This is a genomic window from Streptomyces sp. NPDC104761 (assembly GCF_055583445.1).
The window spans coordinates 797,234-813,776 of sequence record NZ_JBVJNZ010000001.1 but is presented as its reverse complement, the minus strand read 5'-3'; the positions used below and the strand labels follow the sequence as shown (position 1 = coordinate 813,776).

Genomic DNA, 16,543 nt, shown 5'->3' with positions numbered 1-16,543 from the left:
GCGGGCATGGGCGCGGCGCTGTCGAGGGCGGCCGGGGTGCCGGCGGACGCCGTACTGCTGGGCTTCGTAAGGGCGTTGCGGGCGGCGGGGGTGGACGCGAGCGCGGAGCGCGGGTACGCGTTCCTGCGGGCCGTGGCCGCCCTGCGGCCCGGGATGCGCTTGGACGTGTACTGGGCGGGACGGGCGACGCTGTGCGGCGGGCATGACGACCTGGAGCGGTACGACAGGGTGTTCGCCGCGTTCTTCGGGCCGTCCCCCGCGCCCGCCCCGCAGCCGCTGCGCACCGCTCCGGCGCCCCGGCTGCGGCTCGTCGCCCAGGAGACGGCCACGGCACCCCGTACCGGGGGCGAGAGCGAGCCGCCCGGGCCGCCCACCGCCGTCCTCGCCAGTTCCGCCGAGGTCCTTCGGCACCGTGACGTCACCGACCTGGACCCCGCCGAGCGGGCCCAACTGCGCCGCCTGCTCGCCGCGTTCACCCTGGAAGGGCAGACCCGCCGCTCGGCGCGGCGCCGGCCGGCCAGGCGCGGGGAGGTCGATCCGCGGCGCACGGTACGGGAGTTGCTGCGGCGCGGCGGGGAACCGGCGCTGCTGCGGCGGCACGCGCGGGTGGCGCGACCGCGCCGGGTGGTGCTGCTCGTCGACGTGAGCGGTTCGATGGGCCCGTACGCCGACGCGCTGCTGCGGTTCGCGCACGCGGCGGTGCGCGCGGGCCGCACGGAGGTGTTCACGGTCGGCACCCGGCTGACCCGGGTGACCCGTGAACTGTCGCACCGGGACCCGGACCTGGCGATGGCGGAGGTCGCGGCCGCGGTCCCCGACTGGCGTGGCGGCACCCGGCTCGGCGAGCTGCTGCGCGAGTTCCTCAACCGGTGGGGGCAGCGCGGCATGGCGCGCGGGGCGATCGTCGTCCTGCTCTCGGACGGCTGGGAGCGCGGCGATCCGCGGCTGCTCCGGGAGCAGATGCGCCGGCTGCACGCCCTGGCCCACCAGGTGGTCTGGGCGAACCCCCGCAAGGCACGGCCCGGTTACGCGCCGCTGGCGGCGGGGATGGCGGCGGCGCTGCCCAGCGTGGACGCCTTCGTGGCGGGGCACAGCCTGGCGGCGCTGGAGCGGCTCGCCGCGGTGGTGCGCGGGGCGCGGACCGGTGCCGCGCCGGACCAGGCACCCGGGAAGGGGCCTGGGAAAGGACCCGGGAAGGGATCCGGGACAGGACCGGGGAAGGGAGCGGACGGTGCGTGAGATTCTGCCGACGCTGGCCGGCTGGCACGCGGCCGGGATCCCGTTCGGCCTCGCCACGGTGGTCGCGGTCAGCCGCAGCGCGCCGCGCGGACCCGGCGCGGCCATGGCCGTGGGTCCTGACGACGAGGTCGTGGGCAGCGTGTCCGGCGGCTGTGTCGAGGGCGCCGTCTTCGAGCTGGCCCAGGAGGTCGTCGCGACCGGCGAGCCGTCGCTGCAGACCTTCGGCTACAGCGACGCGGACGCGTTCGCGGTCGGGCTGACCTGCGGCGGCGAGATCACCCTGCTGGTCCGGCCGGTGACCGCGGACTCCGACCCGGCGTTCGGCGAGGTGGCCGGGTCGGTGGCAGCGGGCGAGCCGGTGACCGTGGCGACGGTGGTGGACGGGCCCGCACGGCAGGGCGCCGTGCGGGCCGTCTGGCCGGACCGGACGGCGGGCTCGCTCGGCGCGGCCGGCCTCGACGTCGCCGTCACCGCCGACGCGCGCGGCGAACTCGCCCTCGGCGCCTCCGTCCTGCGGCACTACGGGCCGCACGGAGAACGCCGTGAGGACGCGGTCACCGTGTTCCTCCAGTCGTTCGCGCCGCCGCCCCGGATGCTGGTCTTCGGCGCGATCGACTACGCGGCCGCGGTGGCCCGCATCGGCGACTTCCTCGGCTACCGGGTCACCGTCTGCGACGCCCGCCCGGTCTTCGCCACCCCGAAGCGTTTCCCGGCCGCCGTCGAGGTCGTCGTCGACTGGCCGCACCGCTACCTGAGCGGCACCGCAACCGACGACCGCACGGTGATCTGCGTCCTCACCCACGACCCGAAGTTCGACGTGCCCCTCCTCGAGGAGGCGCTGCGCCGGCCCGCCGCCTACATCGGGGCGATGGGCAGCCGCCGGACCCACGACGAACGGCGCGCCCGGCTGGCCGAGTCCGGTCTCACCGAGGCCGAACTGTCCCGGCTGCGCTCACCGCTCGGCCTCGACCTCGGCGCCCGTACCCCGGAGGAGGTCGCGGTGTCCGTCGCCGCCGAGATCGTGGCCCTGCGCTGGGGCGGCAGCGGCGCGCCGCTGGCCACGACCAGCGGCGCCATCCACGCGTCCGCCGTCCACTGAGCGGCGGCCGCCAGGCGGAGCACAAGGAGCAGAAGGAGCAGAAGGAGCGAGTCATGGAACTGCACCACGAGTTCAGCGTCCCCGTCCCGGTCGACGACGCCTGGCGCGCGCTCCTGGACATCGAACGGGTCGCGCCCTGCCTGCCGGGCGCGGTCGTGGAGGACTACGACGGCCGGACGGTGACCGGCTCGGTGAAGGTCAGGGTCGGCCCGGTCACGGTGACCTACCGGGGCACCGCGGTCTTCGAGGAGCAGGACGGGACGGCACACCGGATGGTGCTGGCGGCGAGCGGCCGGGAGACCCGCGGGCAGGGCACGGCCAGGGCCACGGTCACCGGCACGCTCACCGAACGCGACGGCGGGACCGCGGTGTCGGTGCGCACGGACCTCACGGTGACCGGCCGCCCCGCGCAGTTCGGCCGCGGGGTGCTGTCGGAGGTCGGCGACCGGCTGGTGGGACAGTTCGCGGACTGCCTCGCGACCCGGCTGGCCGAACGGCCGCCCGGACCCGGCGGCGAACGGGAGCCGCTGGGCGCGGACGTCGGGGAGGCCGAACCGGCGGAGCCGCTCGACCTGCTGCGTACCGCCGGGGTACCGGTGGCCAAGCGGGCCGCCGCGGCGGCCGCCGTGCTCGCCGTGCTCGCGGTGGCGGCGGCCCGCCTGTGCCGGCGCCGGCGGCGGCCCGCCGGGCACCGCGCCCGGCACCGGTGACGTGTTCCGTCCGCCGAACACTATGAACACAACGCCCGAGCCCATGGTTCCGGTCCCGGCCCGCTCCCTAGCATCGCCGCGGACGGCGCGAGGGAGCGCCGACGACGACAGGGAGCCGCGCCTTGGACAGGTCGAGAACGCCCGTACGGGTCCGCCGGACGAGCCGCAGCCGACGTACCGGACTGCTCGCCTCGCTCGCGGCGGCCCTCACCGCCGCCTTCGCCGGGGCCCCTCCCGCACAGGCCGCGGCACCGCCGCCGGCCGCCGTCTCCTGCCCGGCGGAACTCGACGGCAGGGCCACCTGCTACACCGGCCAGGACGCCGACGGCGCCTACTACGCCATCGCCGTCCCCGAGCACTGGAACGGCTCCCTGGTCGTGCACGCCCACGGCGGCCCCGACCTCGGCGCCGGTTCGGACCCGGCGCGCAGCGTCGACGACCTGGCCCGCTGGTCGGTCATGGTCAAGGAGGGCTTCGCCTGGGCGGGTTCGTCGTACCGCCGGGGCGGCTACGGCACCCGGATGGCCGCCGCGGACACCGAGAGCGTGCGCCGGCTCTTCGTCGCGCACTTCGGCAAGCCGCGGCGGACGTATGTGCACGGCCAGTCCTGGGGCGGGGACGTCGCCGCCAAGGTCGTCGAGGTGTACGGCAGGCGGGGCGGCCCCTACGACGGGGCACTGCTCACCAGCGGCGTCCTCGGCGGCGGGTCCCGGGGGTACGACTACCGCGTCGACCTCCGCGTCGTCTACCAGTACTACTGCCACAACATGCCCCGGCCCAGCGAACCCCAGTACCCGCTCTGGCAGGGGCTGCGCGCGGACTCGACGCTGACGACGGCCGGGCTGCGCGCCCGGCTCCAGGAGTGCACGGGCTACGCCTTGGCCCCGCAGGAGCGCACCGCCCTCCAGCAGCGCAACCTCGACGACATCCTCGCGGTCACCGGCGTCCCCGAGCGCACCCTTGAGTCGCATCTGCGGTTCGCGGTCTTCACGTTCCGGGACATCGTGCACGACCGGCTCGGCGACCGTGACCCGTTCTCGAACGAGGGCGTGTGGTACTCGGGTTCGCACGACGACGAGGCGCTCAACGCCGGGGTCGAGCGGTTCGCCGCCGATCCGACGGCGGTACGCGACCTGTCGTACGACAGCGACCTCACCGGCAAGGTGGCGATCCCGGTGCTCACGATGCACGCGATCGACGACCCGACGGCGTTCGTGGAGCACGAGGCGGCCTACCGGGCCACCCTGCGCGGCGCGGGCCGGGACCGGTACCTCGTGCAGACGTTCACCCACGAGTCCGAGCACAGTTCGCTGAGCGACGCGGAGTACGCCAACTCGATCGCCGCGCTGGACCGCTGGGTGCGCACGGGCCGCAAGCCGACGCCGGGGACGATCGCGGGCTCGTGCGCCGCGTTCGACCGGATCTACGCCACGGGCTGTTTCTACGACCCGGATTTCCGTCCCGCCTCCTACGCCTCCCGTGTCCGGCCGCGGCCGGGCGGGCTGAGCTGGCCCGCGATGACGTCCGCGCAGGAGAAGCGGTGGAGCAGGGTCGCCGGGGTCGGGATCGCCCCCTGACGGACCGTGCCCTGACAGACCGTGCCCTGTCTGCCCCGCTCAGCGCGGCGGCAGCCGGTGCAGGGTCACCTCGCTGAGGGCGCCGTCGCCGACGGTCGCGGTGAGATAGGTGCAGTGCGGCTGGCGGCGGCGGTCGGTCGGGGAGCCGGGGTTGAGCAGGCGCAGGCCGCCGGGGGCCGTGGTGTCCCAGGGGATGTGGCTGTGCCCGAAGACCAGGACGTCCAGGTCCGGGAACCGGGCGGCGCAGCGGGCCTCGCGGCCCTGGGCGGGGCCGGTCTCGTGGACCACCCCGAAGCGCAGGCCGCCCAGGTCGGCGCGGGCCACCTCGGGGAGCCGGGCGCGCAGGCCCGGGCCGTCGTTGTTGCCGTACACCCCGATGAGCCGGCGGCTGCGGCTCTCCAGCAGGTCGAGGGTGGCCTCGTCGACCCAGTCGCCGGCGTGCAGGACGACGTCGGCGCGCGGGAGTTCGGCGAGGAGCCGGTCCGGGAGCCGCTTGGCGCGCAGCGGGAGGTGGGTGTCGGAGGTGATGAGCAGGCGCACCCGGCCAGGGTAGGCCACGGGACGCCTCTGAGATCTTCAGCCAGGCTTAACAGTTCCGGCTGGACAACTCGAGCTGAACAGTTCCGACTGGACAGTTCCGACTGGACAGTTCCGACTGGACAGTTCCGGCTGACGGTTCTACGGTGGGCCCATGGCAGAGATCTCCGACTCCGCGACCCGCGCGGCACGCGACCTGCGCGTGATGTTCAGCAGGATGCGCCGCCGTATCCGCGAGGTCGCCCAGGACGCCGACCTCACCCCTTCGCAGGAATCGGCCCTCACCCTGGTGTCGAAGCACGGCGCGGCCACGGCCAGTGCGCTGGCCTCCGCCGAAGGAGTGCGGCCGCAGTCGATGGCGGCCACCCTGGCCGCGCTCGACCAGCACGGCCTGATCCGCCGCAGCCCCGACCCGACCGACGGCCGCCGCCAGCTGGTGACCCTGACCGAGGCCGGCCAGGCCCGTGTCGAGGGCAACCGGCAGGCGCGTGACGAATGGCTGGCCCGCGCCTTCCAGGACCGGTACACCGAGGACGAGCGCCGGACCCTGCTCACCGCGATCGAGCTGCTCGAACGGCTGTCCCGCCCGTGATACCGAGGCTCACCGCAGCAACCCGCAAGGGCACCCGCCCGGCCCCCGAAGGATTCGACCGGCGGCTGATCGCGCCGATGGTCCTCGGGTCGGTCCTGAACCCGATCAACTCCTCGATGATCGCGGTGGCCCTGGTGCCGATCGGCATCGCCTTCGGGGCCCCGCCCGCCGAGACGGTGTGGCTGGTCACCGCGCTGTACCTGGCGACCGCCGTGGGCCAGCCGGTGATCGGCCGGCTCGTGGACATGTACGGGCCGCGCCGGCTCTACCTCGTCGGCACCGGCCTGGTGGGCGTCGCCGGGCTGATGGGCGCCCTCGCGCCCACGCTGGGCGTGCTGATCGCGGCGCGGGTGCTGCTCGGCTTCGGTACCTCGGCGGCGTACCCGGCGGCCATGCGGCTGACCCGGAGCGAGGCCGAGCGCACCGGGCAGGACAGCCCTGCCGGGGTGCTGACCGCGCTCGCCGTGTCCGCCCAGACCGTGGCCGTGATCGGTCCGACGCTGGGCGGGATCCTGATCGGCGCCGGCGGCTGGCACCTGGTGTTCACCGTCAACGTGCCGCTGTCCGCGGCCTGCCTGGTGCTCGGCGTGAAGTGGCTGCCGAGGACCCCGGCGGCCGGGCAGCGGCAGCGCATGGACCTGCCCGGCATGGCCCTGTTCGCCGTCCTGCTGGTCTCGCTGATGCTGTTCCTGATGAGCCCCGGCCCCGGCCGCTGGTACCTGCCGGTGCTGACCGTGGCCGCGGCCGCCGTCTTCGCGGCAAGGGAGCTGCGGGTGCCCGACCCGTTCGTCGACCTGCGGGTCCTCGGCGGCAACGTCCCGCTCATCGTCACCTACGTGCGCCAGCTGCTCGCGTACACCACCTCGTACGCCTTCCTGTACGGCTACACGCAGTGGCTGGAGCAGGGCCGCGGGCTCAGCGCCTCCACGGCCGGGCTCGCGCTGCTCCCGCTCTCGGCCGCCGCACTCGTCACCGCCACGGTCACCGGCCGCCGGGAGGCCGTCCGCGCCAAGCTGGTGCTCGGCTCCGTGCTGCAGATCGCGGGCTGCGCGGCCCTGCTGCTGGTCGGCGCCGGCAGCCCGGTCTGGCTGCTGCTCGCGGTCGGCGCGCTGCTCGGCGTCCCGCAGGGCCTGCTCGGACTCGCCGCGCAGACCGCCCTGTACCGGCAGGCCGACCCGGAGCGGATCGGTTCGGCGGCCGGACTGCTGCGCACCTTCATGTACCTCGGCGCGCTGGGTGCCTCCGCCGCCACCGCGGCGTTCTACCCGCACCGCGCCGACACGGGCGGCCTGCACGGCCTGGCCCTGTTCATGCTCGCCGGCTCGGCACTGCTGCTGGCGATCACCCTGCCGGACCGCTCCCTGGCCCGGCTCACTCCCGAACCCCGTCAAGCCCCCCGAAAGGCCTGATCCACCCCATGTCTCTGAGCACGCTCGACCCGCGCACCGCCCTCGTCGTGATCGACCTCCAGCAGGGCATCGTGGGCATGCCCACCCAGCCGCACACCGGCGCCGAGGTGGTCGCCCGCACGGCGGAGCTCGCCGACGCCTTCCGCGCCCAGGGCCTGCCCGTCGTCCTGGTCCGGGTCTCCTTCGCCGCCGACTTCGCCGACGCCGTCCCGGGCCGCACCGAGCGCCAGGCCCGCGGCCTCGCCTTCCCGGAGGGCTGGGACGTCGTCGTCGACGAACTGTCCGGCCACGACGGCGACATCCTTGTCACCAAGCACAACTGGAGCGCCTTCCACGGCACCGACCTCGACGTCCAGCTGCGCCGCCGGGGCGTCACCCAGATTGTGCTGACCGGCATCGCCACCAGCATCGGCGTGGAGTCCACCGCCCGGGACGCCTACGCGCACGGCTACCACGTGACGCTCGCCACGGACGCCATGGCCGACGCCGACGGCGAGGCGCACGCGGGCAGCGTCGAGCGGATCTTCCCCCGGCTCGGCGAGTCCGGCAGCACGGCCGAGGTCCTGGAACTGCTCGCCAAGACCCACGGCTGAACCCGGCCGGCCGCCGGGGCGGGTTCCCACGGCCCCGGCGACGCCGCCCGATACGCCGCAGGGCGGCCGACGCGCTCGATGAGCCGTCGGCCGCCCTGCGGCGCGTTGCCGGGGTGTCCGGGGTGTCCTACGCGGACATCTCCTTGCGGATGAGCGGCAGCCCCTCCGCCAGGGCCTGCCGCCAGTCCCGCAGCGGTTCCAGGCCGGCCTCGGCCCACCGGTCGTGCCCGAGGGCGCTGTAGGCGGGGCGGGGTGCCGGGCGGACGAACGCCTCGCTGGTGGTGGGGCGGACCCGCTCGGGGTCGGCGCCGAGCAGGCGGAACACCTCACGGGCCAGCTCGCACCAGGTGGCCGCGCCGGAGTTGGTGCCGTGGAAGACACCGTGCGCGCCCTCGTCCCTGCCGAGGCGGGGGCCGAGGTCGGCGATCCGGGCGGCCAGGTCGGCGCTCCAGGTCGGCTGGCCGCGCTGGTCGTCGACGACGTCGAGGGTGTCCCGGCGGGACTCCAGTTCGATCATCGTGCGCACGAAATTCTTCCCGTGCGTGCCGTACAGCCAGGCGGTGCGGACGACCGCGCTCGCGCCCGGGAGCTCAGCCAGGACGGCCCGCTCGCCCGCGAGCTTGGTACGCCCGTAGGCGGTGCGCGGGGCGGTCGGGTGGTCCTCGGGGTACGGGCTGGTGCGCGCCGCGCCGTCGAAGACGTAGTCCGTCGAGACGTGGACGAGGCGGGCGCCGTGCCGGGCGGCGGCGCGGGCCAGCAGGCGCGGGCCCTCGCCGTTGATCAGCAGGGCCCGCTCCTCGTCGGTCTCGGCGTCGTCGACGGCGGTGTACGCGGCGCAGTTGACCACCAGGTCGGGCGTGTGCGCGGCGAGCGCCGAGTCCACCGAGTCGGCGCTGGTGATGTCGAGGCCGGCGCGGCCGAGGGCCACGACCTCCTCACCCCGGCGGGCGAGCTCCTCGGTCACGTCGTGGCCGAGCATGCCGCCCGCTCCGGCGACGAGCCACTTCATCAGTGCTTCCCCTGCTCCTTGCGGGACTCCAGGGCGGCGCGCTCCTTGAGCGGCTCCCACCAGTCCCGGTTGTCGCGGTACCAGGCAACGGTGTCGGCGAGGCCGGAGGTGAAGTCGTGCTTGGGGGTGTAGCCCAGCTCGTCGTGGATCTTGCTCCAGTCGACGGAGTAACGCTGGTCGTGGCCCTTGCGGTCGGCGACGCGGTCCACGCGCTCCCAGTCGGCGCCGCAGGCCTCGAGCAGCAGGCCGGTGAGCTCCTTGTTGCTGAGCTCGGTGCCGCCGCCGATGTTGTAGACCTCACCGGGCCGGCCGCCGGTGCGGACCAGGTCGATGCCCTGGCAGTGGTCCTCGACGTGCAGCCAGTCGCGGACGTTGCTGCCGTCGCCGTACAGGGGCACGTTCTTGCCGTCGAGGAGGTTGCTCACGAAGAGCGGGATGACCTTCTCGGGGAACTGGTGCGGCCCGTAGTTGTTGGAGCAGCGGGTGACGCGGACGTCCAGGCCGTGGGTGCGGTGGAAGGCCAGCGCGAGCAGGTCGGAGGAGGCCTTGGAGGCGGAGTACGGCGAGTTCGGCTGGAGCGGGTGGCTCTCGGGCCAGGAGCCGGTCTCGATGGAGCCGTAGACCTCGTCGGTGGACACGTGCACGAACGGGCCGACGTTGTGCCGCAGGGCCGCGTCGAGCAGCGTCTGGGTGCCGACCACGTTGGTGCGGACGAACGCGCCGGCCCCGTCGATCGAGCGGTCGACGTGCGACTCGGCGGCGAAGTGCACCACCTGGTCGGCGTCGGCCATGAGCCGGTCGACCAGCTCGGCGTCGCAGATGTCGCCCTGGACGAAGGTCAGCCGGGGGTGCGACTCGGGCAGGTTCGTCAGGGTGCCCGCGTAGGTGAGCTTGTCCAGCACGGTGATGTGCGGCGCGTCAGGGGCGGTGTCGGCGAGCAGGCCGCGGACGTACGTGGAGCCGATGAAGCCGGCGGCGCCGGTGACGAGGAGATTCATGAACGGATCTGCACCTTGCTGTGGTCTCCGAGAACGAGGCGGTGGGCGCTGGGGGTGCCGGGTGCCGGGGTGACCTCGACGTGCCGGCCGATCAGCGAGGACTCGATCCTGCCCACCCCGTCGATGGACGAGTCCCGCAGCACTATGGAGAACTCCAGCTCACTCGCGGTGATCCGGCAGTTCTCGGCGACCGACGTGAAGGGGCCCACGTACGAGTCGCTGACGACGGTCCCGGCGCCGATCACGACGGGGCCGACGATCCGGGAGCCGGTGACGCGCGCGCCCGCCTCGACGACCACGCGGCCGACGATCTGGCTGGCCTCGTCGACCTCACCGTCGATGCGCGGCTCCTGCGACTCCAGGACGGTCCGGTTGACCTCCAGCATGTCGACGACGTTGCCGGTGTCCTTCCAGTAGCCCTTGATCACCGTGGAGCGCACGTCGGCGCGCTGGTCGATGAGGTGCTGGATGGCGTGGGTGATCTCCAGCTCACCGCGCCAGGACGGCTTGATGGCGCGCACGGCGTCGTGGATGGCGGGCGTGAAGAGATAGACGCCGACCAGGGCGAGGTCGCTCTTGGGCTCCTGCGGCTTCTCCTCCAGGCCGATCACCTGGCCGTCGGCGTCCAGCTCGGCGACGCCGAAGGCGCGCGGGTTGGGCACGTGGGTGAGGAGGATCTGGGCGTCGGGGCGGGTCTCGCGGAACTCGTCGACCAGTCCGCTGATGCCGCCGACGATGAAGTTGTCGCCGAGGTACATGACGAAGTCGTCGTCACCCAGGAAGTCACGGGCGATCAGGACCGCGTGGGCCAGGCCCAGCGGCTGGTCCTGGGGGATGTAGGTGACGTCCAGGCCGAACTTCGACCCGTCGCCGACCGCCTCCTCGATCTCGGCGGCGGTGTCGCCGACGATCATCCCGACCTCGGTGACGCCCGCGGCGGCCAGGGATTCGAGCCCGTAGAAGAGCACGGGTTTGTTCGCCACCGGTACGAGCTGTTTCGCCGATGTGTGGGTGATCGGCCGCAGCCGTGTGCCGGCACCGCCGGAGAGCACCAAAGCCTTCATTCGCTACACCTTATAGGTGAACATCTGGTTGAGACGTTCTTCTGTTTTCCTGACTGGTTACGACAGTATGGCCTCGGTGCGGACGTCATGTGACCACGAGATGCCCCGGAACCGCATCTCGTCGGTTTTTTCTGCTGGTCAGGAGCCTTCCGGCCGGGCCGCCGCGCGTTCCACCTCGGCCTCGATCTCGGCCCGGGACATGCCCTCGTCCCGGGCGTACTCGTTCACCGCGGTCAGCTCGTCCCGGGCCAGGTCGCGCCAGGCGCGCAGGGCCGTCTCGTAGGTGGCCGACTGGGCGCCGCCCGGCTGCTGCCGGGCCGGTGGCCCGTAGGTGTCCCGCAGTTCCAGGACCTTCTCGTGGGCCGCGTCGGCCGCGCGGTGCTTCGCCACGAGTTCTTCGAAGGTGTGTGCCACGTCATGGACACTAAGGAGAGTCGGGCCGCGCCGCCTGTCGAGAGCGCGGGGGTCAGTCCGCCAGTATGAGATCCGCCCACACCTGCTTGCCGCCGCTGGCCGGTACGGTCCCCCAGGCGGTGGACACCGCCTCCACCAGGAGGATGCCACGCCCGCCGGTGGCCTCCCAGCCGATGTTGGTGGGTTTCACCGGGCTGCGCGGCGAGGCGTCGGCGACGGCGATCCGCAGCCGGTGGTCGACGAGGGTCAGGTCGAGCCGGACGGGTCCGTCGGTGTGGATCAGGGCGTTGGTGACCAGTTCGGAGACGACCAGCAGGGCCACGTCCATGGCCTCGTCGGTCACACCCCACGAGCGCAGGGTGCGCCTGCTGAAGCGGCGGGCGTGCCGGGCCGCCTCGGGGACCCGCCACACCGTCCAGCTCTCCCGCAGCGGGCGCACGGCCATGCCGTCGTAGCGCATCAGCAGCAGGGCGACGTCGTCGGCGCGGTGGGCGCTGCCGAGCAGCACGTCGGCGACCAGACCGAGGTGGGCCGGGTCGGCGCCGGCGAGGTCGCGGGCGAAGCGCTCCATGCCCTCGTCGATGTCGGCGTCGGGGGACTCGACCAGGCCGTCGGTGGTGAGCGCGAGCACGGTGCCGGGGCGCAGGCTGAGCTGGGTCATCGGGAACTCGGCCCGGCCGAGCACGCCGAGCGGCGGGCCGCCCTCGGTCTCCGCGATCCGCGTGGTGCCGTCCGGCTGGCGCAGCACGGGCGGCAGGTGTCCGGCGCGCACGCACCAGGCGGTGCCGTCCTCCATGTCGACGTCGACGTAGCAGCAGGTGGCGAAGAGGTCGCTCTCCATGTCGAGGAGCAGCCGGTTGGCGTGCGAGACGACCACGTCGGGGGTGTGTCCCTCGGCGGCGTAGGCACGCAGCGCGGTGCGCATCTGGCCCATGAGGGCGGCGGCGCTCGCGTTGTGGCCCTGGACGTCGCCGATGACGAGGGCGACGTGGTTGTCGGTCAGCGGGATCACGTCGTACCAGTCGCCGCCGACCTCCAGGCCGCCCTCGGTGGTGGGCAGGTAGCGGGCGACGGCCTCGGCGCCTGGCAGCCGGGGCAGCCGGCGCGGCAGCAGGGCGCGCTGGAGCATCCCGACGAGTTCGTGCTCGGCGTCGAAGGCGTGGGCGCGCATCAGAGCCTCGCCCGCGAGGCCGGCGGAGGCGGTGAGCAGGGCGCGTTCGTCGGGGCCGAAGTCGTGCGGGGCGTCCCAGCCGATCAGGCAGGCCCCGGCCATCCGGCCGCCGGCGGGCAGCGGGAGGACGGCGAGGCCGCCGGGACCGACCTCCGCGAGCGCGGGCTCCAGGGCGGCCCGGGCGGGCCAGATCTGCGCGCGGCCCTCGCGCAGGGCGGTGGCGAGGGTGGGCATGGACCGCACCGGGGCGTCGGGCCACTCGCTGCGCCACTCGCTGCGCCACAGCTCGGGCCAGGACTCGGCCTCGGGCGGGTCGAGGACGGTGACGACCAGGCGGTCGTTCTCCAGTTCGGCCAGGGCGATCCGGTCGGCCTTGAGCGGCCCGCGCAGCGCGTGGACGACGGCCTGGCCGACGTCCTTGACCGTGCGGGCGGTGGCCAGGGCGGCGGCGAGCTGCTGCACGCGGGTCACGTCGGTGACGTCCGAGCGGAGCGTGGAGGCGTCGGCGACGGTGCCGGCCAGCCGGGCCGGGTGCCCTTCCCCGCCGGGCACCAGCCGCCCGCGCAGCCGCAGCCACTTGGGCGGCCCCGAGGGCTGCAGGATACGGAACTCCAGCTCGCGGTCGCCGATGGACATGTGGTCGGCCTCGACGACGGACATCAGGGCGGGCAGGTCCTCGGGCAGGGTGCGGCCCAGCAGCGTCTCGACCTTGCCGTCGAACTCGTCGCGGCCCATCCGGAAGAGGTCGAGGATGCCGTCGCCGACCGCGATCCGGCCGGTGTCCATGGCGAGGCTGAAGGCGCCGGCGGCCAGTTCGCCGGTGTCGGTGGCCGTGGGGAGCGGGGCGGGCAGCGCGACCGTCCGGGCCACCAGGCCCAGGCAGGCCCGGTCCTCGGGGCCGAACCCGTCCTCGCGCTCGCTGACGGCGACGAGGAGCCCGGCGCCTCCGGGCAGCGGCAGGGCGCCCAGCCAGAACTCCGGTGACGGGGTCCGCCGCGCCTCGGGGCAGTCGGCCAGCTCGTCGGGGCCGAGCCAGACGGGCCGCCCGGTGCCGTACGCCTCGGCCACCGGGGACCGCCCGATCGCCGGGTAGGCGTCGCGCAGCCCGTACAGGGTGCGGGGCAGGCCCGCCGACTCGGCGAGGCGCAGCACGGACCCGGCGTCGCCGGGTGTGTACACCCCGGCGAAGGCCGCGCCCGCGAACACCAGCGCCTGTTCGAGCACGCGCCGGAGCCGATCGGGTGCGCCGGGATCGCCAGTGAGCGTTTCGAGGGCGATTTCGGCGCGATCCGTTCTCGTTCCGCGTATCGCAGCACCCTCACTGACCACGCCGCCATTACAGCGCTTATGAGGCGTCTGCGCAGCCCCTGTGACCGTTCCGTGGACGACGGCGGCCCCCGTGCTCGAAACCCACCGAACATGTCTTGACCCGTGCGTTCCGCACGGTGTTCTCGTGACAGACGTGACTGTCCGCGACCGTGCGACGCCTGGAAGTGTCGGGACCGGCCCACGGAGGGGGACACGGATGGACGGACGGTACGAGGTGTACGCGCTGGCCGACCGGCACTTCTACGACACGCCGGACCGGCTCGGGAGCACCGGACCGCGGACGGAACGACTGTTCGACACGGCGCGTCGCCCGGTGCCCGAGGGCTGGCGCGCGGCGCGCTCCGGGGACTGGCTGACCATGACACCGCTCGGCGCGGACGGCGCGCCGCAGCCCTCGCCGGCCCAGGGCTGGAAGATCCACTCCTCGGCCACCCGGGCGAACGCGGAGCGGATCGCGGCGATCGTGTGGGACTACTGCGTAACGCGCCGCATCCCGTTCAAGTTCGTCCCGGGACCGCATCTGCTGCACCTGCGCAACGCCAAGTACGCGGCCCGCGACACCAGCGGGAAGTTCGTCACGGTGTACCCGCCCGACGAGGACCGGCTCCGGGAGGTGCTGAGTGAACTGGGCGCGCTCCTGGAGGGCTTCGAGGGGCCGTACATCCTGACCGACCTGCGCTGGAACGACGGGCCGCTGTACGTCCGCTACGGCGCGTTCGCGCGCACGTACGTCGTCGACGAGCGCGGTGCGCTGGTGACGGCGGTGCGGGACGGGGCCGGCAGGCCGGTGCCGGACCGGCGGACGCCGGCCTTCCAGGTGCCGGAGTGGGTGACGCTGCCCGACTTCCTGCGGCCGCAGCTGGCGGCGCGGGAGGCCACCACGGTGGGCGAGCTGCCGTACCGGATCGAGAAGGCGCTGCACTTCTCCAACGGCGGCGGGGTGTACGCGGGGACCGACACCCGGGACGGGCGGCGGGTGGTGCTGAAGGAGGGGCGGCCGCACGCGGGTCTCGCGGCCGACGGCGCCGACGCCGTCGCCCGGCTGGGCCGGGAGAAGGCGGCCCTGGAGGCGGTGGCCGGCACCGGGGTGGTGCCCGAGGTCCGGGACTGGTTCACACTGGGCGAGCACCGGTTCCTGGTGATGGACCTCCTGGCGGGCCGACCGCTCAACTCCTTCTTCGCCGAACGGCATCCGCTGCTCACCGCGGACCCGGATCCCGGGGCGGTGCGTGACTACACGGCCTGGGCGCTGCGCATCCACCGGAAGGTGACGGAGGCCGTGGCGGCGGTGCACGCGCGCGGGATCGTCTTCAACGACCTGCACGTCTTCAACATCATGGTCGGGCCCGACGAGGAGTCGGTGTTCCTCATCGACTTCGAGGCGGCCGCCCCCGTCGGGGAGAACGGCCGTCAGGTGGTCGCCCATCCCGGCTTCTTCGCCCCGCCGGACCGCAGGGGCGCCGAGGTGGACCGGTATGCCCTGGCCTGTCTGCGGCTCGCCCTGTTCCTGCCCGTGACCTCGCTGTTCGTCGTGGACCGCGGCAAGGCGGCCCATCTCGCGGACGTGATCGCCGGTCAGTTCCCGGACGTGCCGCGGGAGTTCCTGGACGAGGCGGTCGCGGAGATCACCCGGGGCGCCCCGGCGGCGCGTCCGGTCGTACCGGCGGAGTGGCCGTACAGCCGGGACTCGATGGCCAAGGCGATCCTCGCCTCCGCGACGCCGGGGCGCGACGACCGGCTCTTCCCCGGAGACATCGCCCAGTTCGGGGACGGCGGCGGCCTCGGCCTCGCACACGGCGCGGCCGGGGTGCTGTACGCCCTGGACCGGGCGGGCGCCGGCCGGTACGAGGAGGGCGAGCGCTGGCTGCTCGACCGCACCGCGCCCCCGCCGCCCGGCACCCCGCTCGGGCTGTACGACGGTCTCGCGGGCGTCGCCCACGTCCTTGACCTGCTCGGCCACCGGCAACGCGCCCTGGACCTCGTGGACGGCGTCCTGAGGGAGAACTGGCGCAGTCTCTCCTCCGACCTGCACGGCGGGCTGGCCGGTCTGGGACTGGTCCTGGACTCCCTCGCCGACGCGACCGGCGAGACCGAGCTGCGCGAGCGGGCCGCCGAGGCTGCGGAGATCCTCCTGGGACGGCTCGCCGAACCGCTCCCGGACACGCCCCGGCGGCGGGCCGGGCTGCTGCGGGGTGCGACCGGGCCCGCGCTGTTCCTGCTGCGCCGCCACGAACGGACCGGCGACGCCGGCCTGCTGGCGGCGGCCGGGCGGGCGCTGCGCCGGGACCTGGACCGCTGTGCGGTGCAGCGGGGCGGCGGCCTGGAGGTCGACGAGGGCTGGCGCACGCTGCCCTACCTCGGCGACGGCAGCGCGGGGATCGGCATGGTGCTCGACGACTGGCTCGCCCACGGGACGGACGGCACCGGCGACTTCGAGCGCGCCCGGGCCGCGATCCGCACCGCCGCCACCTCGCGCTTCTACGCCCAGCCCGGCCTCTTCCAGGGCCGCGCGGGCATGATCCTGCACCTCGCCCGCACCGGCGCCGACCCGGACCGGCTCGCCGCGCAGATCGACGGGCTCGGCTGGCTCGCGATGGCCTACCAGGGCCAACTGGCCTTCCCCGGCCACCAGATGATGCGGCTCTCCATGGACCTCGCCACCGGAACCGCCGGGTGCCTGCTGGCGCTCACGGCCGCCCTCGACGGCGACCGCGCCGCCCACCTGCCGTTCCTCCCGCCGCCACCGGCGGCCCCCAGAACACGGCCGCGCGCTTCGGCGCGGTCGTGACACAACCCCGTCCC

General features: G+C 74.2%; 14 protein-coding genes. 8 read left to right on the top strand and 6 right to left on the bottom strand.

Annotation, left to right across the window (positions count from 1 at the left end; translation table 11 throughout):
• The first annotated feature begins 6 nt into the window (after positions 1-6).
• The 4 genes from ACZ63F_RS03755 to ACZ63F_RS03740 all read left to right on the top strand — a co-directional run bounded on the left by ACZ63F_RS03755 (position 7) and on the right by ACZ63F_RS03740 (position 4,625).
• A complete protein-coding gene (locus ACZ63F_RS03755; protein WP_469708341.1) occupies positions 7-1,239 on the top strand; it encodes a vWA domain-containing protein in 1,233 nt (410 codons plus the stop codon).
• Positions 1,232-2,338 (top strand): XdhC family protein, encoded by a 1,107-nt coding sequence (locus tag ACZ63F_RS03750; protein WP_469708339.1) that lies wholly within the window; start codon positions 1,232-1,234, stop codon positions 2,336-2,338. The genes ACZ63F_RS03755 and ACZ63F_RS03750 overlap by 8 nt, the downstream gene beginning before the upstream one ends.
• A 53-nt stretch (positions 2,339-2,391) precedes the next feature.
• The gene (locus tag ACZ63F_RS03745) at positions 2,392-3,048 is read left to right on the top strand and encodes an SRPBCC family protein (protein WP_469708337.1); all 657 of its coding nucleotides are present in this window, start codon (positions 2,392-2,394) and stop codon (positions 3,046-3,048) included.
• Between the two features lie 122 nt (positions 3,049-3,170).
• Complete coding sequence (locus tag ACZ63F_RS03740) at positions 3,171-4,625, top strand: hypothetical protein (protein ID WP_469708335.1); 1,455 nt, start codon at positions 3,171-3,173, stop codon at positions 4,623-4,625.
• A 39-nt stretch (positions 4,626-4,664) separates the two neighbouring features.
• On the opposite strand, the gene ACZ63F_RS03735 is transcribed toward ACZ63F_RS03740, so the two are convergent.
• The gene (locus ACZ63F_RS03735; protein WP_469708334.1) at positions 4,665-5,165 is read right to left on the bottom strand and encodes a metallophosphoesterase family protein; all 501 of its coding nucleotides are present in this window, start codon (positions 5,163-5,165) and stop codon (positions 4,665-4,667) included.
• Positions 5,166-5,316: 151 nt separating this feature from the next.
• On the opposite strand from ACZ63F_RS03735, the gene ACZ63F_RS03730 reads away from it, so the two are divergent.
• The 3 genes from ACZ63F_RS03730 to ACZ63F_RS03720 are packed head-to-tail and all read left to right on the top strand — an operon-like array spanning position 5,317 to position 7,756.
• Entirely contained in the window at positions 5,317-5,754 is a 438-nt protein-coding gene (locus tag ACZ63F_RS03730; protein ID WP_469708332.1) for a MarR family winged helix-turn-helix transcriptional regulator, read from the top strand.
• Positions 5,751-7,163, top strand: coding sequence for an MFS transporter (locus tag ACZ63F_RS03725; protein ID WP_469708330.1), 1,413 nt, complete (start codon positions 5,751-5,753; stop codon positions 7,161-7,163). The genes ACZ63F_RS03730 and ACZ63F_RS03725 overlap by 4 nt, the downstream gene beginning before the upstream one ends.
• A gap of 8 nt (positions 7,164-7,171) precedes the next feature.
• On the top strand, positions 7,172-7,756 hold the full coding sequence (locus ACZ63F_RS03720) for a hydrolase (RefSeq protein WP_352362839.1): 585 nt from the start codon (positions 7,172-7,174) through the stop codon (positions 7,754-7,756).
• A 127-nt stretch (positions 7,757-7,883) separates the two neighbouring features.
• Here ACZ63F_RS03720 and rfbD read toward each other — a convergent pair whose 3' ends face one another.
• The 5 genes from rfbD to ACZ63F_RS03695 all read right to left on the bottom strand — a co-directional run bounded on the left by rfbD (position 7,884) and on the right by ACZ63F_RS03695 (position 13,741).
• Positions 7,884-8,765, bottom strand: coding sequence for a dTDP-4-dehydrorhamnose reductase (gene rfbD, locus ACZ63F_RS03715; RefSeq protein ID WP_469708329.1), 882 nt, complete (start codon positions 8,763-8,765; stop codon positions 7,884-7,886).
• The gene (gene rfbB / locus ACZ63F_RS03710; protein WP_352094015.1) at positions 8,765-9,763 is read right to left on the bottom strand and encodes a dTDP-glucose 4,6-dehydratase; all 999 of its coding nucleotides are present in this window, start codon (positions 9,761-9,763) and stop codon (positions 8,765-8,767) included. The genes rfbD and rfbB overlap by 1 nt, the downstream gene beginning before the upstream one ends.
• The gene (locus tag ACZ63F_RS03705; protein WP_469708327.1) at positions 9,760-10,827 is read right to left on the bottom strand and encodes a glucose-1-phosphate thymidylyltransferase; all 1,068 of its coding nucleotides are present in this window, start codon (positions 10,825-10,827) and stop codon (positions 9,760-9,762) included. The genes rfbB and ACZ63F_RS03705 overlap by 4 nt, the downstream gene beginning before the upstream one ends.
• A 138-nt stretch (positions 10,828-10,965) precedes the next feature.
• Entirely contained in the window at positions 10,966-11,241 is a 276-nt protein-coding gene (locus ACZ63F_RS03700) for a hypothetical protein (protein ID WP_469708325.1), read from the bottom strand.
• Between the two features lie 52 nt (positions 11,242-11,293).
• Positions 11,294-13,741, bottom strand: a complete 2,448-nt coding sequence (locus tag ACZ63F_RS03695; RefSeq protein ID WP_469708323.1) for a SpoIIE family protein phosphatase — start codon at positions 13,739-13,741, stop codon at positions 11,294-11,296.
• Between the two features lie 196 nt (positions 13,742-13,937).
• Between ACZ63F_RS03695 and lanKC the strand changes: the two genes are divergently transcribed.
• Positions 13,938-16,529, top strand: a complete 2,592-nt coding sequence (lanKC, locus tag ACZ63F_RS03690; protein WP_469708322.1) for a class III lanthionine synthetase LanKC — start codon at positions 13,938-13,940, stop codon at positions 16,527-16,529.
• Positions 16,530-16,543 lie beyond the last annotated feature (14 nt).